At 74.0% G+C, this 19882-nt stretch carries 17 protein-coding genes; 13 read left to right on the top strand and 4 right to left on the bottom strand.

The genetic code is table 11. The features are described 5' to 3' along the window. Positions 1 to 109 precede the first annotated feature (109 nt). On the bottom strand, positions 110 to 304 hold the full coding sequence (locus tag MNY62_RS16355) for a hypothetical protein (protein WP_242345255.1): 195 nt from the start codon (positions 302 to 304) through the stop codon (positions 110 to 112). Positions 305 to 635: 331 nt separating this feature from the next. Between MNY62_RS16355 and MNY62_RS16350 the strand changes: the two genes are divergently transcribed. The 12 genes from MNY62_RS16350 (at position 636) to MNY62_RS16295 (ending at position 14469) form a co-directional block, all read left to right on the top strand. Then, positions 636 to 1217: a polysaccharide biosynthesis/export family protein gene (locus MNY62_RS16350; protein ID WP_242345254.1), complete on the top strand. Its 582-nt coding sequence runs from the start codon at positions 636 to 638 to the stop codon at positions 1215 to 1217. A 16-nt stretch (positions 1218 to 1233) separates the two neighbouring features. Beyond that, positions 1234 to 2385, top strand: a complete 1152-nt coding sequence (locus tag MNY62_RS16345) for a hypothetical protein (RefSeq protein ID WP_242345253.1) — start codon at positions 1234 to 1236, stop codon at positions 2383 to 2385. A gap of 15 nt (positions 2386 to 2400) precedes the next feature. Further along, positions 2401 to 3762, top strand: coding sequence for a Wzz/FepE/Etk N-terminal domain-containing protein (locus MNY62_RS16340; protein WP_242345252.1), 1362 nt, complete (start codon positions 2401 to 2403; stop codon positions 3760 to 3762). A gap of 31 nt (positions 3763 to 3793) precedes the next feature. Then, positions 3794 to 4528: a CpsD/CapB family tyrosine-protein kinase gene (locus MNY62_RS16335; protein ID WP_242345251.1), complete on the top strand. Its 735-nt coding sequence runs from the start codon at positions 3794 to 3796 to the stop codon at positions 4526 to 4528. A gap of 159 nt (positions 4529 to 4687) precedes the next feature. Further along, complete coding sequence (locus MNY62_RS16330; RefSeq protein ID WP_242345250.1) at positions 4688 to 6085, top strand: exopolysaccharide biosynthesis polyprenyl glycosylphosphotransferase; 1398 nt, start codon at positions 4688 to 4690, stop codon at positions 6083 to 6085. After that, positions 6085 to 7095, top strand: coding sequence for a gluconeogenesis factor YvcK family protein (locus MNY62_RS16325; RefSeq protein WP_242345249.1), 1011 nt, complete (start codon positions 6085 to 6087; stop codon positions 7093 to 7095). Before MNY62_RS16330 ends, MNY62_RS16325 begins: the two co-directional genes overlap by 1 nt. Positions 7096 to 7111: 16 nt before the next feature. Beyond that, entirely contained in the window at positions 7112 to 8245 is a 1134-nt protein-coding gene (locus MNY62_RS16320) for a GNAT family N-acetyltransferase (protein WP_242345248.1), read from the top strand. Between the two features lie 8 nt (positions 8246 to 8253). Next, positions 8254 to 9423, top strand: coding sequence for a DegT/DnrJ/EryC1/StrS family aminotransferase (locus MNY62_RS16315; RefSeq protein WP_242345247.1), 1170 nt, complete (start codon positions 8254 to 8256; stop codon positions 9421 to 9423). Next, entirely contained in the window at positions 9420 to 10631 is a 1212-nt protein-coding gene (locus MNY62_RS16310) for a GNAT family N-acetyltransferase (RefSeq protein WP_242345246.1), read from the top strand. The genes MNY62_RS16315 and MNY62_RS16310 overlap by 4 nt, the downstream gene beginning before the upstream one ends. Before the next feature lie 70 nt (positions 10632 to 10701). After that, the gene (locus MNY62_RS16305) at positions 10702 to 11883 is read left to right on the top strand and encodes a polysaccharide deacetylase family protein (RefSeq protein WP_242345245.1); all 1182 of its coding nucleotides are present in this window, start codon (positions 10702 to 10704) and stop codon (positions 11881 to 11883) included. Positions 11884 to 12016: 133 nt separating this feature from the next. Next, a complete protein-coding gene (locus tag MNY62_RS16300; protein WP_242345244.1) occupies positions 12017 to 13318 on the top strand; it encodes an O-antigen ligase family protein in 1302 nt (433 codons plus the stop codon). Next, positions 13303 to 14469, top strand: a complete 1167-nt coding sequence (locus MNY62_RS16295) for a glycosyltransferase (RefSeq protein WP_242345243.1) — start codon at positions 13303 to 13305, stop codon at positions 14467 to 14469. The genes MNY62_RS16300 and MNY62_RS16295 overlap by 16 nt, the downstream gene beginning before the upstream one ends. Before the next feature lie 4 nt (positions 14470 to 14473). Here the strand turns inward: MNY62_RS16295 and MNY62_RS16290 are convergent, their stop codons facing one another. Next, positions 14474 to 15964: a lipopolysaccharide biosynthesis protein gene (locus MNY62_RS16290; RefSeq protein ID WP_332842261.1), complete on the bottom strand. Its 1491-nt coding sequence runs from the start codon at positions 15962 to 15964 to the stop codon at positions 14474 to 14476. 228 nt (positions 15965 to 16192) lie between these two features. Here MNY62_RS16290 and MNY62_RS16285 point away from each other — a divergent pair, with 228 nt between their 5' ends. Further along, positions 16193 to 16948: a DUF4262 domain-containing protein gene (locus tag MNY62_RS16285; protein ID WP_242345241.1), complete on the top strand. Its 756-nt coding sequence runs from the start codon at positions 16193 to 16195 to the stop codon at positions 16946 to 16948. A 191-nt stretch (positions 16949 to 17139) separates the two neighbouring features. On the opposite strand, the gene MNY62_RS16280 is transcribed toward MNY62_RS16285, so the two are convergent. Together MNY62_RS16280 and MNY62_RS16275 are read right to left on the bottom strand one after the other, a co-directional pair. After that, positions 17140 to 17970 (bottom strand): succinate dehydrogenase/fumarate reductase iron-sulfur subunit, encoded by an 831-nt coding sequence (locus MNY62_RS16280; RefSeq protein WP_242345240.1) that lies wholly within the window; start codon positions 17968 to 17970, stop codon positions 17140 to 17142. Then, the gene (locus MNY62_RS16275) at positions 17967 to 19880 is read right to left on the bottom strand and encodes a fumarate reductase/succinate dehydrogenase flavoprotein subunit (protein WP_242345239.1); all 1914 of its coding nucleotides are present in this window, start codon (positions 19878 to 19880) and stop codon (positions 17967 to 17969) included. Before MNY62_RS16275 ends, MNY62_RS16280 begins: the two co-directional genes overlap by 4 nt. Positions 19881 to 19882 lie beyond the last annotated feature (2 nt).

Below are 19882 nucleotides of genomic sequence, written 5' to 3'. Positions count from 1 at the left end.
CCCGCTCCCCCCCTCCGGTACCACCGCGCCCGGCCCGCCCCCCCGCGCCCCCCCCCCGCGCCCTGGTCCCCCCCCCACGGAGTCCGATGCGATCCCCCCGACCGACAGCTCAGGCCGCAGCTTGCTTCGGAGCGAGCGCGCGCGACCGCCGCTCGCGGCCGCCGGTCCGCGCGCTCACGTACAGGAACGCGAACCCGAGCGCGAGCAGCACGATCGGCTCGACCCACGCCGATTCCGGAAACAACCGAACGATCGAAGTGCCGACCCCGAACAGGCCCAGCGTCCACGCCGCCGCCCTCAGCATGCTCTCGCGTCCTCCATCCCGGCGTCAGCCAGTCCGTCTTGCCGCGTCCAGGAAGAACGTCATCCCGCCTCGTCGTCGCGGCAACGCGGGCACGTTCGTTCCCACGCGAGGGAAAAAACTTCCCCAGCGTCGCACCGTCACCTGCTCTCGCCGGCAGCCGCTCGCTCGCGCGTCGCGCCCGTGGCCGCACGCCGGATCGCGTGGACAACGTGCGCCGGAGGAGCGGCGACGCGCGGCGCGGGGTTCGCTCGGGGTGCACGACGCGCCGTGGCACGAGGTGTGCTCGATGCGAGGGAGTCGTTTCGGGACGGGGAGTCCCGGGAGGAATTGGATGGCGTTCTCGAAGAGGGCAGTGGTGTCCGGCATTCTCCTCGCCGCTACGGCGTGCGCGTCGTCGGGGTCCTCGCAGCGGCCGGATCCCCGGCCCGAGGCGGGCGAGTACCGCATCGGGCGCGAGGACGTGCTCGAGGTCGTCGTCTGGCACGAGCCAGAGCTGACGCGCGTCGTGCCCGTGCGGCCGGACGGGAAGATCTCGCTCCCGCTCGCGGGTGAGGTCGACGCCGCGGGGAAGACGCCGGCGGAGCTGCAGAAGGGCCTCGCGTCGGCCCTCGGCCCGTACGTGAAGGACGCGGCGGTGGCGGTGCTGGTCCGGGAGATCAACGGACCTCGCGTGTACGTGCTCGGCGAGGTGACTCGTCCGGGCGGGTTCCCGCTGCGCGGGCCGATGTCGGTGGTGCAGGCGATCGCGCTCGCCGGGGGGCGGACCGAGTTCGCCCGGGGCGACGTGAGCTGGCTCCGGCAGAAGGCGGACGGGAAGACCGATCGGGTGAAGCTCTCGTTCGACGAGCTCGTGAAGGGGGAGGCGGAGGGTGCGCTCTGGCTCCGGGGCGGTGACGTCCTCTACGTGCCGTAGCGGGACGGTGCCGACCATGAGAGCGCCGAGGAAGAGGTGGGCGATGGGAGCGCCGGGGCACGTCGGGAGGGCGGCGCTCTGCGCCGTCGCTCTCTGCGCTGCGGCGCGGGCGGCGGCGAGCACGGTCGTGGATCCCATCGCCCGCCTCACCCTCGAGGGAGGCTACGACTCGAACGTGCTCTACGACGGATCCGGCAGCGACCGCGTCGGTCGGGTGTCCCCCGACGTCGGGCTCCGCTTCCGCGATCACACCTGGGAGCTCCGCACCCTCTACGGCGTGGACTTCCTCACGTACCAGCGGATGCAGCCGGGCGGAAGCTGGAACCACCGCGGGTCGCTCGCGCTCGACGCGCGCGCCACGCGGCGGCTCACGCTCCACGCGGACTTCCGCGGTGCGTATGCGTTCGACCCGGTCGGGCTCGCGCAGATGGGCGTGTTTCGCACGGGGCGCGACTCCGCGCTCATCCTCCACGGTCGCGGCAGGGCGGAGTTCCGCGCCACCGAGCGCGTCGACGTGGCCGGCACGCTCACGGAGGAGACGGTCCGGTTCCAGGATCGCACCGGCGGCGCGATGCACCAGCCCGGCATCGAGGCGCTGTACCGGTACAACCGGCGTCTCTCGCTCGGGGCAGGCTACCTGGCGTCGATGTTCCAGGGCTTCGAGCGGGGCGCGACGGACTGGGCCTTCGCGCACGCGCTCCGCGCGCGCGGGCGGTACGAGCTCAGCCGTCAGCTGACGGTGAACGCCTCGGCGGGGCCGGCCCTCTGGCTGAAGAGCGGCGACGCGGTCATCGTTCCAGAGGGCAGCGTCGAGCTCGTCGGCGTCTCCCGCGAATGGGAGGGCCGCGCGCAGCTCGCGCACGGGCTGGGCCTCGGCAACACCGCGAGCCCCGGCCTGGTCGACTCGGTCGAGGTCGGGCTCGCGCGCAGGTTCGCGCGCCGCTTCGAGCTTCGCGGGGACGGCGGCATCTGGCGCTCGGGTCGCGCCCCGAGCGGCGGGGACGCGGTGACGGGCTACGTGACCTACGGCGAGGCGGCACTCCTCGTCGGGGGAGGGGTGCGCTTGGCGCTGGCAGCGACACATTTCGCGCGGATCGACGATCCGTCGGCCGCGCTGCGGCGAACGACGTTCGGACTCCGGCTCGGCTGGACCCTGCCGGAACGGTGAGAAGAGGAAGGACGAATGGAACGGACCTACACCCTGCAGGATCTCCTCGCGGCGCTGCGGCGCCGCCGGCTCCTCGCGCTCGTCGTCGCGGGCGCGGTGCTCGTCGTCGGAGTCGCGCTCGCGCTCGGCGTCCCCTCGGAGTACTCCGCCACCTCGGTCGTCCAGATAGAGCCGCGGCGGCTGGGGCTCGACTTCTTCCCGGCCCAGAACGGCACGCCGTTCGAGGATCGGATGCGGACCATCAAGCACGGAATCCTCGCCCGCCCGGTGCTCGAGCGGGTGATCAAGGAGACCGACTTCTTCCCTGACCTCCGCGGCAACATGGACGAGGCGCTCCTCAAGATGCGGCGGAACGTGGAGGTCCGGCTGGAGGGGGAGGTCCCCGCCGGCGCGCCCGCGCTCCTCTTCGTGGTGGAGGTGCGCGGCCGCGATGCCGAGAAGGTCGCCCGGGCTGCCGAGCTCCTGCCGAAGTACTACGGGGAGCTCACGCGGCAGGTGCTCGAGGCGCAGGCGCGGAGCCTCCGCGAGACGCTCGACCGCCAGGTCGACGACATGGGCAAGCAGCTCGGCGAGCAGGAGAAGAAGCTCCTCGCCTTCAAGGTGCAGCACACGACGGAGCTCCCCGAGCTGGTGGAGGACAACGCCCGCGCGGTGGGGCGCGCGCAGAGCCAGATCGAGATGCGGCTCGGCGCGATCGCCGACGCGCAGCGGCGGCGCGGAGAGGTGCTCTCGTCGATCCCGGAGGGCCCGAGCGGCCCCGGGCTCGCCGAGGCCGGCCTCGATGCCGCGCTGCGGCGCCTCAACGCGGCCGAGGCGGCCTACGGGCCGGATCATCCCGACGTGAAGCGCGCGCGGCGCGAGTTCCAGGAGGCGCTCTCCCAGCGCGACGGCGCGTTCGAGAAGTTCCAGAAGGAGCGCGTGCAGGGTCACCTCGCGCGCATCGACGACGAGGTGCGCGCGCACGAGGAGCAGATCGCCTCGCTCCGCAACGAGATGGCCACCTACCAGAAGCGGATCGACGCGGCGCCGCGCTGGGGCCAGGCGCTCGCGAACCAGTCCCGGGAGTACGAGGTGCTGCGCGCGAAGTACGCCTCGAGCCTCTCGCGGCGCGCGGACGCGGCGGCGGCCGAGCAGCTCCTCGCGGCGGACCAGCCGACCATGTTCCGGATGGTGGAGTCGCCGGTCGCGCCGCGGCTGCCGGCCTCGCCCGACCGGCCCAAGCTCCTGTGGATCGCGGTGCTCGCCGCGATCGCGTTGGGGCTCGGGGCCGCGGGGCTCGCCGAGTGGCTGGACGCGTCGATGCGCGGGCCCGAGGACGCCGCGACGCTGGGCGTCCCCGTGCTCGCCGCGATTCCCCGCATCGGGCGGGCTTCCTGACTTGCGCGTAATCGATCGGAGGAATGGACCGATGATCCCTGCCGAGACCCTTCAGGCAACCCACCCCGCCGCCGCGCCGGAGAAGAAGCTCGTCGCGCTCGCCGCGCCGGACTCGCCCGCGGCGGACCAGTACCGCGTGCTCTACCAGCGCCTCGCCCGCCTCGCGGCGCGCCGCGCGATGCGCGTCGTCGCCGTGACGAGCGCGAGCCGCGGCGAGGGGCGCACCACCACCGCGGCCAACCTGGCGCTCATCGCCGCGCAGGAGGGCCGCGCCGTGGTGCTCGTCGACGCGGATCTCCGGCGGCCGTCGCTGGCGAGCCTGTTCGGGCTCGCGCCCCGCGCCGGGGTCGCCGAGGTGCTCGACGGCACGGCCGAGCTGTCCCAGGCCGTCGTGCGGGTCGGCATGCTGTCGGTGCTGTGCGCGGGCGAGGTGCGCGACCCGGTGACGGCGATCCGCCACCCGCGCACCGCGGCGCTCGTGGAGCAGCTGCGCGCCGCGTACGATCTCGTCGTCCTCGACGCGCCGCCGGCGCTCGCCTTCTCGGACGGCGAGCGGCTCGCGGGGGCGGCCGACGCGGCCGTCCTCGTCGTGCGCGCCGGCGCGACGCCGCGCCAGGTCGTGCGGCTCGCGCTCGAGTCCCTCGGCGATCGCGCCGCCGGCGTGGTGCTGAACGACGTCGATCCGGAGTCGGTGGCGCACGGGCGCTGGCTGTACGGCGGCCCCGGCGAGGCCGCGCCGCCGATCGCCGGGCGCCGCGTGGGGTAGGGGAGGAGCGCCCTCCCTCGCCGCTGGAGGCGGCGGGGGAGGGCGCGAGGAAGGGGGGCGGCCACGACGGTGCGTCGTGGCCCTGGGGACGGTGGCCAGGGTCCTGGCCGGCGCGCGGACGCGCCGGATTGGGCGGTCGGGGTTGGACGGGGAGGGGACTTGGTCCGGGTCTTCAACCATTGGTTCTCGCCGCGCAAGGCGGCGTACTTCTTCGCCGAGGAGACGGTGCTCGTGCTCGCGCTGCTCGCGGGCGCGTCCCTCGGTCCGGTCGCCGCGCAGGCGACGAGCGCCGTGGGCGGGCCGCCGATGTACCCGGCGGTGCTGCGCGCCGCCCTCGCCTCGGTGTTCTTCGCGGGCGCGCTCTACCTCGGCGATCTCTACGATCTCCACGCGGCGGTGCGCGACCGCTCCGACGGCCGGCGCCTCCTGCGCGCGATCGGCGTGGCGGCGATCGCCATCGCCCTGGCCGACGTCGCCCTCGATCTGTTCCTGCCGGGGTGGATGCTGCACCGCTCGCTCGTGCTCGCCGCGGCGGGCGGAGCATTCGGCGTCATCGCCGCGCGCGTACTCATGCCGGCGGTCGTCGGCTCGCCGACCCGGGTCGTCTTCCTCGGGACGGGCGCGCGAGCCCGCGATCTCGCTCGCGCGATGGAGCGCGAGGCGGACGGGCTCTACCGGGCGGTCGGGTTCGTGCGGCCACAGCGCTCCCTCGCGCCGGCCGCGGTCCCCGCCGACGCGATCCTGGAGGGCTCCCTGGGCGAGGTCGCGCGCCGCGAGCGCGTCCAGATCGTCGTGGTCGCGATGGAGGATCGGCGGGAGGGGCTGCCCATCGACGACCTCCTGACGCTCCGCACGCGCGGCCGGCGGGTGGTGGACGACGTGGGCTTCGCCGAGGCGACGCTGCAGCGCATCCCGCTGTCGCTCGTCCGGCCGAGCTCGCTCATCTTCGACGACGGCTTCCGCGTCTCGCGCGGCACGCGCACCGCGAAGCGCGCGCTCGACCTCGCGGTGTCGCTCGTGATGCTCGTCGCCGCGGCGCCGATCATGCTCGCCACGGCGATCGCGATCTGGCTCTCCGACGGGCGCCCGGTCTTCTACTCGCAGGAGCGGACCGGGCGCAGCGGCACGCCGTACCGCGTGTGGAAGTTCCGCACGATGCGCCGCGACGCCGAGAAGTACGGCGCGGTCTGGGCGACCGAGCAGGATCCCCGCGTGCTGCCGCTGGGCCGCTACCTGCGGCGCGCGCGGCTCGACGAGCTGCCGCAGCTCTGGAACGTGCTCCGCGGCGACATGAGCCTCGTCGGCCCGAGGCCAGAGCGGCCGGTGTTCCTCTCGGAGCTGAAGGTGCGTTACCCGCTCTTCACGCTGCGCGAGCTCGTGAAGCCGGGCCTCACCGGGTGGGCGCAGCTCAAGTACGGGTACGGCTCCACGATGGAGGAGCAGGCCCGCAAGCTCGAGTACGATCTCTACTACATCAAGAACGCCTCGCTGTTCCTCGACCTCGTCTGCCTGCTCGCGACCGCGAAGGTGGTGCTCCTCGGGAAGGGGGCGAAGTGATGGTGCTCGAGGAGCTCGTCCCTCGGCCGCTGCGCGCGGCGGACGCCCGGCCCATCCGCATCGCTGCGGTGGGCGGCGGGACCGGGCTGCCCCGCGTCCTGGAGGGGCTCGCCGCGGAGGACGACCCGGAGGACGAGGAGCGCTCGGTGGATCTCACCGCCGTGGTCACGACCGCGGACGACGGCGGGAGCTCCGGCGAGCTCAGGCGCCGCTACGGCGTGCCCGCGCCCGGGGACGTGCGCAACTGCCTCGTCGCGCTCGCGGCCGGCGCGCCGCTCGCGGCGGTGTTCCAGCACCGGTTCGACGGGGGCGGCGAGCTCGCCGGGCACACCATCGGCAACCTCGTGCTCACCGCGCTCGCGCAGCGGCTCGGCGACTTCGGGCAGGCCGTCGACGCCGCCGCCGGGATGCTGGGCGTGCGGGGCCGGGTGGTCCCCGCCACGGCGACGCCGGTCGAGCTCGTGGCGGAGCTCGACGACGGGCGCGTCGTGCGCGGCGAGACCGCCATCGCGGCGGCGCACGGCCGGGTCGCGACGCTGCGGCTCACCGGCGCGGCGCGGGCGTCCCCGGAGGCGATCGAGGCGATCCACGCCGCGGACCTGGTCGTGCTCGGGCCGGGCAGCCTCTACTCGAGCGTGCTCGCGGGGCTCCTCGTGCCGGGCATCGCCGAGGCGCTCCGGACGACCGGGGCCACGCGCGTCCTCGTCGTGAACCTCTTCACCCAGGCCGGGGAGACGGACGGCCTCGACGCCGCAGATCATGTCCGCGCCGTGCAGCGCCACCTCGGCGACGTCGTGGACGTGGCGCTCGCCCAGCGCCCCCCGCTCCCTGCGGAGACGGTGGCGGCCTACTCCGGGGAGGGTGCCGAACCGGTGCGGGTCGACCGCGCGGCGATCGACGCCGCCGGCGCGGTGCCGGTGGTCACCGACCTGCTCGCCGCGGGAGAGCGCGGGCGCCACGACCCCCGCAAGCTCGCGCGAGCGCTGCTCGCGATCGCGCGCGTCCGCTGAAGGAGGCGAGGACACCTTGAGCCAGAGCGCCGAGACCCTCCTCGCGCCCGCCCCCGAGCTCGCGGGCTCCCGCTACCGCGTCGAGGAGCTGCAGGGCCGGGCCGCCTTCGACGCGCTCCGGGACGAGTGGAACGCGCTGCTCGCGCGCGGGCCGGTGGACGTCCCGTTCGCCCGCCACGAATGGATCTCCGCCTGGCTCGACGCCTTCGCGCCCGACGCCCCGCTGCGGGTGCTCGTCGCGCGCACTCGCGCAGGTCAGGCCGCCGGGATGGCTCCGCTCCTGGTGGAGCGCGAGCGTGGCGTGACGCGGCTCGTCGCGCCCGCGAACGACCACTCCTGCCGGGTGGAATGGGTACTCGGCGAGGACGCCCCGGGCGCAGTCGCCGCGCTGTGGGGGCACCTGCGCGACCGGGTCCGCTGGGACGTGCTCATGCTGCGGGACGTCCCGCGCGAGGGGCCGACCTCGGTCCTGCTCGAGGCCGCCGCGCGCGCGGACCGGCACCTCACGGGGCGCTGGGAGTCGCTGCGCACGCCGTACGTCGAGCTCGGCGGGGGCGCCGAGGAGCGCACGAGCTCGAAGTTCCGCGCGAACCTGCGCCGCCGCGCGAGGCGGCTCGGCGAGATGGGCGCGGTCGCGCTCGCGCGCATCGACCGCGCCGAGGGGCTCGACGTGGCGCTCGCGGAGTTCTTCGCGCTCGAGGCGAGCGGCTGGAAGGGGCAGGGCGGGACCGCCATCGCGCTCGCCCAGCCCCTCATCCAGTTCTACGCGCGCATCGCGCGGGACGCCGCCGCGCGCGGCGCGCTCGCCCTGCGCGCGCTCACCCTCGACGGGCGGGCCGTCGCGGTGCACCTCGGCGTGGTGCATCGGGGGGTCTACTACCTGCCCAAGACGGCGTACGACGAGCGGCTCGGGACGGTCTCGCCGGGGCAGCTCCTCCAGCGGGAGGTGCTCGCCGAGTGCGAGGCGCGCGGGTTCTCGCGGTTCGACTTCCTCGGCCCCGACATGGAGTGGAAGCGCGAGTGGGCGCCGGCCCATGCTCCCCATGACTGGCTCTACGTCTACCGGCCCTCCTTCGCCGGCAGGGCCATGCACACGTTGAAGCACCGGGTCCGCCCGGCCGTGAAGGAGGCGCTCTCGTGGTGGCGATGAGTCGAGCGATGGCGGCGCGGACCTGGCCGACCGCCCGAGAGGCGCGGAGGCGCTACATCCCGGCCCTCCCGACGCTCTGGCCGGGGATGCTCTCTCCCCTGGCAGCCTCCCGCCCGCCCGCCTTCCCGTTCGGCGCGAAGCGCATGACGCGCTTCTACCTGGCGCGAAACGCCGTCTATCACGGCGCGAAGCTCCTCGGGCTCCCGGGCCACGAGGTGCTCGTCCCCGCGTACCACCACGGCGTGGAGGTGGGGGCGCTCGCCGCCGCCGGCGTCCTCCCGCGCTTCGTGCGGGTGGACGCGCGCATGCGCCTCGACCTCGAGGACCTCGAGGCCAAGATCGGCCCGCGCACCCGCGCGCTCTACGTCATCCACTACGCCGGCTTCGCGCAGCCGATGGACGACGTGATGGCGATCGCAAGGCGGCACGGCCTGCCGGTGGTGGAGGACTGCGCGCTGTCGCTGCTCGCCGCCGAGGGGACGCGCCCGCTCGGCTCGGTCGGCGCGCTCGGGATCTTCTGCTTCTACAAGACGCTCCCGGTGCCGAACGGCGGGGCGCTCGTCGTGAACGACCCCGACGTGCGCGGCGACGTCCCTCAGCCCGAGGCGGCGCCGCTCGCGTCGACGCTCTCCCACGCCGCAGGCTCGCTCCTCCAGAACGCCGCGTTCCGGCTCGGCGACGCCGGCGAGGCGTTCCGCGGCGCGGCGCGGCGGGCGTACGCGTACGTGCGCGGCGCGACCGGCGTGCGCCCGGTCTCCACCGGCACCATGACGTTCGATCCCGCGACCGTCGATCTCGGCATGAGCGCCCTCTCCGAGCTCATCGCCCGCCGCCTCGACGCCGACGCGATCGTCGCGGCGCGCCGGCGCAACTACTTCCTCCTCCTCGGCCGGCTGCGCGACCGGGTGGTGCCGGTCTTCCCCGAGCTCCCCGCCGGCGCGAGCCCGCTCTTCTACCCGCTCCTCTGCGACGACAAGGCGGCGGTCGGGGCGCGGCTCGCCGCGCGCGGCATCGAGACCGTGGACTTCTGGCGCACCGGACACCCGCTCTGCCCGGAGGAGCCGTTCCCGGACGTCGCGATGCTCCGGCGCCGCGTGCTCGAGCTCCCGGTGCACCAGGACCTGCAGCCCGACGACATGGCGTATCTCGCGCGGTGCGTGAGGGAGGCGGTCGAGTGACGTCCACGATGCCAGGGCCGGCCGCGGAGCGCGCCGGCGTCCTCACGGTCGTCGAGCACCGCGAGCCGGCGCGCCTCGCCGCGCTGAAGGAGGAGTGGAGCGCGCTCTTCGACGCCGCCCAGGCGCCGTCGCCTTTCCTCTCCTGGGAGTGGCTCCACACCTTCCACCGCTGCTTCGCCGCGCGCCGGCCGCTCTGGCTCCTGGAGGCCCGCGACCGCGCCGCGCGCCTCGCCGGCCTGCTCGTGCTCTCGGGGCGCCCGGGGCTCGTGGGCGAGCGGCGCTGGGGACTCCTCGGGAACGGCCTCACCGGCGCGGATGGCCTCGACGTGCTCGCGCTCCCCGAGTACGCGGGGGCGGCGCGCGAGGCGTTCGCCCGCGCGCTCGCGGCGGGGGCGGCGGCGTGGGACGTGCTCGACCTCGAGGACCTCCCCTGCGGCTCGCCGACCGTCGCCGCCCTGCGGGCGGCCATGACGGCGCGTGGCGTGCGCGCGCAGGTGGAGCGGGGCTTCGTCTGTCCGGGGTTCGTCGTGCGCGGGACCTTCGAGGAGCACCTCGCCAGGATCCGCCGCCGCGAGACCTACGTGCGGCGGGTCCGCTGGCTGGAGAAGCAGCCGGGGTTCCGGATCGAGATCGCCGCCGCGGGCGACGCGGCCGCCGCGATGGAGGACTTCCTGCGGCTGCACCGGCTCCGCTGGGAGGTCGAGGGCGGCTCCTCCGGCATCCCGCCCGGCCCGGTCGAGGAGTTCCACCGCGAGGTGGCTCCGCTCCTCGCCGCGCGCGGCTGGCTGCGGATGTACCGCCTCTTCGTCGGCCGCGACGCGATCGCCGCGGTCTACGGGCTCGAGGTGGGCCGCCGCTTCTTCTACTACCAGTCCGGCTACGACCCGGCCTGGTCGGCGCGGAGCCCGGGCGTCGTGCTGGTCGGGCGCACGGTCGCGGACGCCTACGCGCGCGGGCTCACCGACTACGACTTCCTGCGGGGCACCGAGGCCTACAAGCTGGACTGGGCCTGGGACCGCCGCGAGACGTGCAGCGTCCGGCTGCAGGCGCCGTCGCTCCGCGCCGGCACGGCGGTCGCGGCGGAGGAGGCGTTCCGCGCGGCGCGCGGGCTCGCGAGGTCGGTCGCGCCGGAGAAGATGTGGGGCGCGCTCCGGCGCGCGCGCCGCTCGCTCGAGGCGAGCGCGCTCGCGGGGGCGCGCGGCGGCTGACTGGCGGTTCGGCGGTGGCTTGACCACGCCGCGCGGCGGCGGGGCGGTGGGTGAAGAGAGAGGGCGGAAGATGCCGGAGCGTGCGGACAACAGCCCGAGGTGGATCCTGAGGCGGGCGGTGAAGGTCGCGGCGGCGGGGACCTTCCTCGCGGCGGGCGTCCACCGCGCGGTGCGGACGTGGCAGCGGCGGCAGGCCGGCGGGACGCGCGTGGTCATCCTCTCGTACCACCGCGCCACCCTGGACTTCGAGGCGAGCGCCCGGGAGTCGATCGCCTCGATGTTCATCTCCGCCCAGACCCTGCAGCGCCAGATCGAGGACATCGCGCGCACCCGCGAGATCGTGTCGCTCTCCGACGCCCGCCGGATCCTCGGCGAGCCGCCCGGCACGCGCCGGCGGGACGCGTTCGTCGTCACGTTCGACGACGGCTACGCGGACAACCACCACGTCGCGATGCCGGTCCTGGCCGCGCTCAAGGTCCCGGCCACGTTCTTCGTCGCGACCGGCTTCACCGGCACGGGCAAGCGGTTCCCGCACGATCGTCTGTACGCCTCGCTCACCGAGCTCGCGCGGCGCGGGATCCCCGTCGAGCGGGCCGGGCTCCCCGGGCCGCTGCAGTCGCTGCTCACCGCCTGCGCGGAGCCCGGACCGGCCGCGACGCTGGACCGGCTCATCGCGCGGCTCCCCCACGAGCGGCTCGTAGCCATCGCGGGCGCGCTGGAGGCCCGGACCGGCCTCGCCGAGCAGGACCTCCCCGCCGACACCCGCCCGATGACCTGGGACGAGCTCGCCGAGCTGCGCGCGGCGGGCATGGACGTGGGCGGGCACACCGTGAACCACGCCGTCCTCTCGAACCTGCCGCTCCAGGAGGCCCGCCGGGAGATCGCCGGCTGCAGCGAGATGATCGCGGAGCGGCTCGGCCGGCCGCCGCTCCACTTCGCCTACCCGAACGGCTACTACACGCCGGCGGTGCGGCGCGCGGTCGCCGAGGCCGGGTTCGAGACGGGGGTCACCACGGAGGACCGCGAGAACGTGCGCGGCGGCGACCCGTACGCGATGTCGCGCAAGGTGCTCTGGGAGAGCTCGACGCTCGGGCCGATCTCCTACAGCGCGGCGCTCGCCATCTGCAGCCTCGACAGCGTCTTCCACACCCTCGGGCTCTCGCGGCACGTCTCGGGCGAGCGCCCAGACGCGCTGCCCGGCTCGGTGGACGACGAGGCGCACGCGGCCGGCCGCGAGCGCGCGGCCTCGTGAGGCGAGCCGTGCGCTCGCGACCGGGAGCGGCGAGGCCCATACGAGGACGGCTGCCTGGCCGCTCAGCGGCCCCCGAACGGACGGTGGCCGGGCGGCCCAGGGCACGCGCACCTTCTAGCCCACAGAGGTGGACATGACGGCTCATGCGGACGCAGCGACCCTCGACTCGGCGCTCCTCGCCCGGCAGGCGTGGATCGAGCGCGCGAGCCGGAGGTGGCACCTGCTCGTGCACGGCGCCACGCTCGCGTTCGTCGTGATGCTGTACTCGAACCCGCAGTTCTGGTGGCCGTGGTTCGAGCAGCTCCGGCTCGCCTTCGTGGCGATGGCCGTCGGGGCGTTCGCGCTGCTCATGCACCGCGTGACCTCCGGCGAGCGCATCCGCATGGGCGGCCCGGGGGTGATCCCGCTCCTCGCCTACCTGTCCTTCGTCCCGCTGTCGCTCGCCTGGACCATCTCTCAGCCCGACACGATCGGCGCGACGATCGAGGCCGCCAAGATGGCGGTGGTGTTCGTCGTCGTCCAGAACGCGGTGGACGGTCCGCAGCGGCTCAGGCGCTTCATGCTGGTCGGGACCCTCGCCGCGCTCGGCCCGGCGCTCGGGGCGATCGACGTGTGGCGCAACGACGACGCGCTCATCGACGGGTTCCGCACGCACTGGCGCGGTCCGTACGCCGATCCCAACCGCCTCGCGATGTGCCTCATCGCGGTGATGCCGTTCGCCCTCTACGGCGCGGTCACGGCGAAGAAGCGCTGGGTCCGCGTGCTGTTCGCGGCGACCCTCGCCGCCCAGCTCGCGGCGATCGTGCTCACCCACTCCCGATCGGGCTCGGTGGCTGCGGCGCTCGCGCTCGCGCTCTTCCTGTTCCGCGGCAAGACCCTCAGCTCCGCGAGGAAGCTCGGGGCGGCCGCGGCGATCGCGCTCGGCCTCATCGCCTTCGCGCCCTCGAGCTTCTGGGAGCGCAACGCCACCATCACGCAGTACGAGACGGACGTCTCGGTCGAGGGGCGGGAGAACGCCTGGAAGGTGCTGGGAGTCATCGTCGCGGAGCGCCCGCTCACGGGCGTGGGCGCGAGCGCGTACATCCAGGCGTGGGGGCGCTACGCGCCGCTCGAGGCGGGCGGGCGCCGCTACGTCGCGCACAACATCCTGCTCGAGATCGTCGGCGAGCTCGGCGTGATCGCGTTCCTGCTCTTCTGCGCGTTCGTGGCGTGGCTCTTGCCGAAGCTCTGGCGCGTCGGGTCCGACCCGCTCGTCGGGACGGAGGCGCGGGCCATCTTCGCCGCGCTCGCCGGCTACCTCGTCATCGAGATGGCCAACGGCTACTCGCTGTCCTGGTTCCTCTACTTCCTGTTCGCCTGCGGCCTCGTGACGATGCGGCTCTCGCGCGAGCGCGCGGCGCTCGGGAGGGAGCTGCCGCCGTGGGCCGCCCGCTGAAGATCCTCGTCTTCCAGGACCGCTTCCAGCTCGGGGGACAGGAGCGGCAGACCGTCCTCAACGTCCGCACGATGGATCGGACGCGCTTCGAGCCGGTCGTCGCGACGCTGCACGACGACGGCGAGCACCTGGCGGATCTCGCCGCGGACGGCGTCCGCCCGTTCGTGTTCGACGTCGGGAACAAGCTCGTGCGGCCGTACACCGCGCTCCAGGTGGCGCGGCTCGTGCGCTTCGTCCAGCAGGAGGGGATCCGCGTCGTTCACGCCCAGGATCTGCGCACGAACGTCCTCGGCGTGATCGCGGCGCGCCTCGCAGGCGTGCCGTCGATCGTGACCCGCGTGGATCTCGGCCACCAGCTCCCCGGCCTCGGCCGGCCCGCGCTCGCGCTCGCCTCTCGCCTCGCCGATCGCGTGCTCGTGAACGCCCTCTGCATCCGCGAGCAGGCGATCCGGGGCGGAGTGGAGCCGGACCGGGTCGTGGTGGTGCGGAACGGCGTCGATCTCGCCGAGCTCGACCGCGCGGCGCGCCGCCTCCCCGAGGCGCCCGCGCCGGACGCCGGCGCGATCGTCTGCGTCGCCAACATGCACCATCCGGTGAAAGGTCAGACGGACCTCCTCCACGCGATGCGCGAGGTCGTGCGCGCCCGGCCCGAGGCGCGCCTGGTGCTCGTCGGCGACGGCGAGCGCCGGCCGCTGCTCGAGCGCGCGGCACGCCAGCTCGGCGTCGCGGAGCACTGCCACTTCCTCGGCCACCGGCGCGACGTGGCGTCCATCCTCGCGCGGGCGGAGGTCGCCGCCTCGCCGAGCCACGCCGAGGGCATCTCGAACGCGATCCTCGAGGCCATGGCGGCTCGGCTCCCGGTCGTCGCGACGGCCGTGGGCGGGACGCCGGAGATCGTCCGGGACGGCGAGGAGGGCTTCCTCGTTCCACCCGGCGCGCCGGCAGTGCTCGCCCGGCGCCTCCTGGAGCTGCTCGAGGACGCGCCGCTGCGGCGGCGGATGGGGGAGCGGGGGCGGCGCCTGGTCGAGGGCGAGTTCTCGCTCGAGCAGATGCGCGCGAGCTATGACGCGCTGTACGAGGATCTGACCGGGCTCGAGGTCCCGCGCCTCGTTTACGGCGCGGCGCGCCGAGAGGGCGCGCAGGTCCGCTGAGGGGTCAGGGGGCTCCGGCGGGCCGCCGCGAGCGGAGCGTGCCGAGCACCGTCGCCGGGCGAACGCCCGTCATCCAGAGCACCGCGAGGTAGATCGCCGCGCCGACCGCTCCCGCGATGGCGAGCGGGACGAACCGGTACAGCGCGGTCGCAGCGGCGCTCGGCGCCTCCAGCGCCGGCGCCGCGCGGAGGACCACGACGCCGCCGATCGCGGCGAGCGCGCCGCCGATCGCCGCCCGCGAGACCTCGCTCCAGGGAACGAGCGCCTGCAACGTGGGGCGGACTCCGGCGTCGGAGAGCGCGCGGGGCAGCCGCGCGGCGAGCGTCGTCTTGCCGACGAGCTCCGCCGCCACGTACGACGCGACCCCGCCGACGATCCCGAACCGCGTGACCCCGGCCCACACGAGCGGCACCGTCGCGAGCGCCTTCACGACGTACGCCCGGAGGAGGTGCCGCGTCTCGTTGCGGGCGCGGAGCGCCGCGTCCATCGGGAAGATGCCGAACGGGATGGCGAGCAGCCAGATGCGGAAGACGGTGGCGGACGCCGCGAACCGCTGGCCGAACACGGCGATCACGAACTCGGGGGCGATCGCCCAGAGGAAGACGACGCCGGGCAGGAGGTAGCGGGCGAGGTGCGCCGCGGCCTCGCGGAACGCGGCGACGCTCTCGCCGGCGCGGCCCGCCTTCTCGAGCGCGCCGAGGCGCACCATGAGGACCTCGCCGGTGGGCGTGTACAGCAGATCCACGAACGGCGGGTCGAAGCAGCCGGCGGCGTAGATCGCGAAGAGCGCCGGCGCGACGGTGCTCGCGACGACGTACTGATGCGCGTACTGCTGCGGGATGGCGACGAGCATCGCCATCCCGAACGGGACCGCGTACGCGAGCTGCGCCGCGAAGAGGCGCCGGTCGAAGAGAGGGCCCCGTTTCGCGCCCACCATCACCACCCAGGCGGCGACGAGCCGGAGCGCCGCGAAGGCGGTGAGGGCGGTCATCATCGCGCCGAGGCCGCGGCCCGTCGCGGCGGGCACCACGAACGCGGCGGCGCGAGCGCTGTCCCATACGAGGTAGGTGGCGGCGGAGCGGCGCGTCTGGCCCTGGCTCGTCATCGAGAGCTCGAGCGGTGACGCTGCGACGGTGAAGCCCGTATAGAGCGCGAGGGGGAGCCGGTGCTCGAGCAGCCCGGGGTTCGCGAAGGCGGCGGCAACGTGCGGCATCGCAGCGAACAACCCCACCGCCGCGACGGCGCCAGCCGCGAGCAGGAACAGCAGCGTCTGGCCGAAGTAGACGCGCGGGTCCGCCGTGCGGGGGATGAAGTAGTAGAGGCTCTGCCCGACGCCGAACGGCAGGATCGACGAGAGCGTCAGCGCGATGAGGAAGAGCTGCTTGTACGTGCCGTACTCGGCGAGCGGGAGGACCCGCGCGAGCACGAGCGGGATCGAGAGCGTCAGGACGGCGGTGAACAGGCGCGCCGCGATGAGCGGTCCCGCCTGTCTCATGAGGGACGCCCCGCCCGAATCCGCCGCTCCACTCTCCGCCGCCATGGCAATGGAGACGGTCGGGCGCGGGGCGAACCAACGCAACCACGCCGCGCGCCGGTCACCCCGGAGGGCCCCCGTGAGCCCGGCGACCTCGCGCAGCGACGCCCGTGACATCCCGTGACATCCCGGCTCCAAAGTGGTCTGCTCCCGTCGATGTCCAGCGATCGCGCTGCCGTTTGCAGGCACGTGGCGGAGGGTGGGGCGCCCATCCTGGCCGCGGCGCGCAGCCGAGACGGGGGCGCTGAGTGGCGCTTCCGGTGCGGGCGCGCCCCTCACGACGCGGCAGACGATCGCGACTGGGCGCTCGACGAGGTGGTGGCGCGCGACGCGTCGGCGGTCGAGATCGTGCTGCACCCGCGGGGAACGATGCTCGGCCGCGCAGGCCCCGGCGAGCGCTGGCACGTCCGGGAGGGCCCACTCCCGCTCCCGGCGCGACCGTCGCGCCGCTGGCCCTCGCTCGATCCGCGCTACCCGCCCCGGCGAGGCGAGCCTCTCGACGCGCTCGACCTCCGCGTGCTCGCTGACGTCGCGGAGGGCGGGTGGCACGTCATCCAGGCCGAGGGCGCGGGCGCGCAGCACGCCTTCACGGTCGGCCTGTTCCGCTCGTTCGATCATCCGGAGGTCGTCGTGTTCGGCCTCGACGCCGCGACCCGCGAGGCCGCGCTCGATCGCATCGGCGCGCGCGTGCGCGCCGGCGAGCGGTTCGAGGACGGCGGCGTCGTGGACGGGATCCTTCCGGACCGCCCGGTCGCGCTCCGCGCCGTGGCGCGCCGCCACTACCTCGCGTACCTCGGGTACGCGGGCTGGTTCCACGGTGGGCCGCGCTTCCCGGCGCTGCAGGCGGTGTGGCCCGACGGAGAGGGCCGGTTCCCCTGGGAGCGCTGGTTCTCACACGCACTCCGAGACGCGCAGCCGCTCCTCGCCGAGCTCGAGCCGGCCTAGCGCCGGGGAGCGTCCCGTCGCGCCTCGGGTGCGGGCGCGCCGCCGCGCTCCCCGCTCACCTCGCGAGCCTCCGGCCGCCGAGAGACGCTGCCACTCTCGTTCCCGAGACGCCGCCGCCCCGCGCGTGCCGCGAGATCGCGGCGCGGGCGGGGCGGGAACGCCGGCGGGGAGCCGGCGGTGGCGCCTGTGGCTTACTGCTCCTTCTTCGGCGGCTCGGACTCGAAGAAGCGCATCGCCGCGGAGGGCGGCAGGGCCGCGAGCGTCTGCATCTCGGAGGCGCGCCCGCCGAGCGTCGCCTTGATGACGTCCTTGTTCATCATCGAGATGACCTCGAGCTTGATGCCGGCCGGGCAGACCGCCTCGCACTCGCCGATGGTCGTGCAGTGACCGAAGCCCTCGGCGTGCGCCTGGCTCGTCATCGAGAGAGCGCGCGCCATGCGCTCGGGCTGACCCTGCGGCAGGTGAGCGAGGTGCGCGATCTTGGCGCCGGTGAAGAGCGCCGCCGCGGCGTTCGGGCAGGACGCCACGCACGCGCCGCAGCCGATGCACGCGGCCGCCTCCATCGCCTTGTCGGCATACGGCTTCGACACGAGGATCTGGTTGGCCTCGGCCGCGGAGCCGGTGCGGGTGGAGGTGTAGCCACCCGAGGCGATGATGCGGTCGAGGGCCGACCGGTCGACGATGAGGTCGCGCAGCACGGGGAACGCCGCCGCGCGCCACGGCTCGAGCCGCAGCACGTCGCCATCCTTGAAGTGGCGCATGTGCGTCTGGCACACGGTCGCGTTGCGGAGCGGGCCGTGTGCCTCGCCGTTGATGAGGAAGCCGCACATGCCGCAGATGCCTTCGCGGCAGTCGGAGTCGAACGCCACCGGCTCCTTGCCCTCGGAGACGAGCTGCTGGTTCAGCACGTCCAGCATCTCGAGGAAGGACATGTGCTCGTTGATGTTCGGCACCTCGAACCGCTCGAAGCGGCCGGGGTCGCGCGGGTTCTTCTGACGCCAGATGTCGAGGGTGATCCTCACTTGTAGCTCCGCTGAGCGAGGTGGATGTTCTCGAAGACGAGCGGCTCCTTGTTCAGGACGGGCGTCGCTCCGACGCCCTTGAACTCCCAGGCCGCCACGTACGCGTACTCGGCATCGTTGCGCTGCGCCTCACCGTCCGGCGTCTGGTACTCGACGCGGAAGTGGCCGCCGCACGACTCGTTCCGCTGGAGCGCGTCGTAGCAGAGCAGCTCGGCGAGCTCGAAGAAGTCGGCGACCCGCCCGGCCTGCTCGAGCTGCTGGTTGAGCTCGGCGCCCGAGCCGGTGACCCGCAGCTCGCGGTAGAACTTCTCGCGCAGCTCGGGGATGACGGAGAGCGCGTGCGTGAGGCTCTCCTTCGTCCGCGCCATGCCGCAGTCGGTCCACATGACGTTGCCGAGCTCGCGGTGGAGCTGGTCGGCGCTCTTCTTGCCGCCGATGGACATGAGCTGCTTCGTCCGCTCGTTCACCTCGCGCTCGGCGTCCCTGACGGCCGGGTGCGAGGTGTCGATCTTCGCGAAGCCGCCGCGAGCGAGGTAGTCGCCGACCGTGGCCGGAAGGACGAAGTAGCCGTCCGCGAGGCCCTGCATGAGCGCGCTCGCGCCGAGGCGGTTGGCGCCGTGGTCCGAGAAGTTCGCCTCGCCGCCGACGAACAGGCCGGGGAGGTTGGACATGAGGTTGTAGTCCACCCAGAGGCCGCCCATCGTGTAGTGGACGGCGGGGTAGATGCGCATCGGGACGTCGTGCGGATCCTCACCGGTGATCCGCTCGTACATCTCGAACAGGTTCCCGTAGCGCTCGTCCATGACCTTCCGGCCGAGCCGCTTGAAGGCGTCGCGGAAGTCCAGGTAGACGCCGAGACCGCCGGGGCCGACGCCGCGCCCCTCGTCGCAGACGTTCTTCGCCTGGCGGGAGGAGATGTCGCGCGGCGCGAGGTTGCCGTAGGTCGGGTAGATCCGCTCGAGGTAGTAGTCCCGATCGGACTCGGGGATCTGATCCGGCGACCGCTTGTCGCCCGCCGACTTCGGCACCCAGACGCGCCCGTCGTTGCGGAGCGACTCGCTCATCAGCGTGAGCTTCGACTGGTATTCACCCGACTTCGGGATGCAGGTCGGATGGATCTGCGTGTAGCAGGGGTTCGCGAAGAACGCGCCCTTGCGGTGGGCACGCCAGATCGCCGTCGCGTTCGAGCCCTTCGCGTTCGTCGACAGGTAGAAGACGTTGCCGTAGCCGCCGGTCCCGAGCACGACCGCGTCGCCCACGTACGACGAGATCTTGCCGGTGACGAGGTCGCGCACCACGATCCCGCGGGCCCGACCCTCGACGACGATGAGCTCCAGCATCTCCGTGCGGACGAACTGCTTCACGGTGCCGGCGGCCACCTGACGCTGCAGGGCCTGGTAGGCGCCGAGCAGGAGCTGCTGGCCGGTCTGGCCGCGCGCGTAGAAGGTGCGCGAGACGAGCGCGCCGCCGAACGAGCGGTTCGAGAGCGCGCCGCCGTACTCACGGGCGAACGGGACGCCCTGAGCGACGCACTGGTCGATGATGTTCGCCGACACCTCGGCGAGGCGGTAGACGTTCGCCTCGCGGGCGCGGAAGTCGCCGCCCTTGATCGTGTCGTAGAACAGGCGCTGCACCGAGTCGCCGTCGCCCTGGTAGTTCTTGGCGGCGTTGATGCCGCCCTGCGCGGCGATCGAGTGCGCGCGGCGAGGAGTGTCCTGGAAGCAGAAGTTCAGGACCTCGTAGCCGAGCTCACCGAGGGTCGCCGCCGCGGCGCCACCGGCGAGGCCGGTGCCGACGACGATGATCCGGTACTTCCGCTTGTTGGCGGGGTTGACCAGCTTCAGGTCGAACTTGTTCTTCTGCCACTTCTGCTCGATGGGGCCAGAAGGGATGTGCGCGTCGAGCGGCATGT

Source organism: Anaeromyxobacter terrae, from assembly GCF_022690685.1.
Lineage (GTDB): Bacteria > Myxococcota > Myxococcia > Myxococcales > Anaeromyxobacteraceae > Anaeromyxobacter > Anaeromyxobacter terrae.
Note: the sequence above shows the minus strand (reverse complement) of the source record. Positions and strands in the feature narration are given on the sequence as shown.

What these genes read in the sequence shown, in the direction of transcription:
- MNY62_RS16335 (WP_242345251.1), top strand. Translation starts at nt 3,794, where the DNA reads ATGATCCCTGCCGAGACCCTTCAGGCAACCCACCCCGCCGCCGCGCCG.
- MNY62_RS16275 (WP_242345239.1), bottom strand. Translation starts at nt 19,880, where the DNA reads ATGCCGCTCGACGCGCACATCCCTTCTGGCCCCATCGAGCAGAAGTGG.
- MNY62_RS16325 (WP_242345249.1), top strand. Translation starts at nt 6,085, where the DNA reads ATGGTGCTCGAGGAGCTCGTCCCTCGGCCGCTGCGCGCGGCGGACGCC.
- MNY62_RS16345 (WP_242345253.1), top strand. Translation starts at nt 1,234, where the DNA reads ATGAGAGCGCCGAGGAAGAGGTGGGCGATGGGAGCGCCGGGGCACGTC.
- MNY62_RS16300 (WP_242345244.1), top strand. Translation starts at nt 12,017, where the DNA reads ATGACGGCTCATGCGGACGCAGCGACCCTCGACTCGGCGCTCCTCGCC.
- MNY62_RS16355 (WP_242345255.1), bottom strand. Translation starts at nt 304, where the DNA reads ATGCTGAGGGCGGCGGCGTGGACGCTGGGCCTGTTCGGGGTCGGCACT.
- MNY62_RS16305 (WP_242345245.1), top strand. Translation starts at nt 10,702, where the DNA reads ATGCCGGAGCGTGCGGACAACAGCCCGAGGTGGATCCTGAGGCGGGCG.
- MNY62_RS16315 (WP_242345247.1), top strand. Translation starts at nt 8,254, where the DNA reads ATGGCGGCGCGGACCTGGCCGACCGCCCGAGAGGCGCGGAGGCGCTAC.
- MNY62_RS16340 (WP_242345252.1), top strand. Translation starts at nt 2,401, where the DNA reads ATGGAACGGACCTACACCCTGCAGGATCTCCTCGCGGCGCTGCGGCGC.
- MNY62_RS16350 (WP_242345254.1), top strand. Translation starts at nt 636, where the DNA reads ATGGCGTTCTCGAAGAGGGCAGTGGTGTCCGGCATTCTCCTCGCCGCT.
- MNY62_RS16290 (WP_332842261.1), bottom strand. Translation starts at nt 15,964, where the DNA reads ATGAGACAGGCGGGACCGCTCATCGCGGCGCGCCTGTTCACCGCCGTC.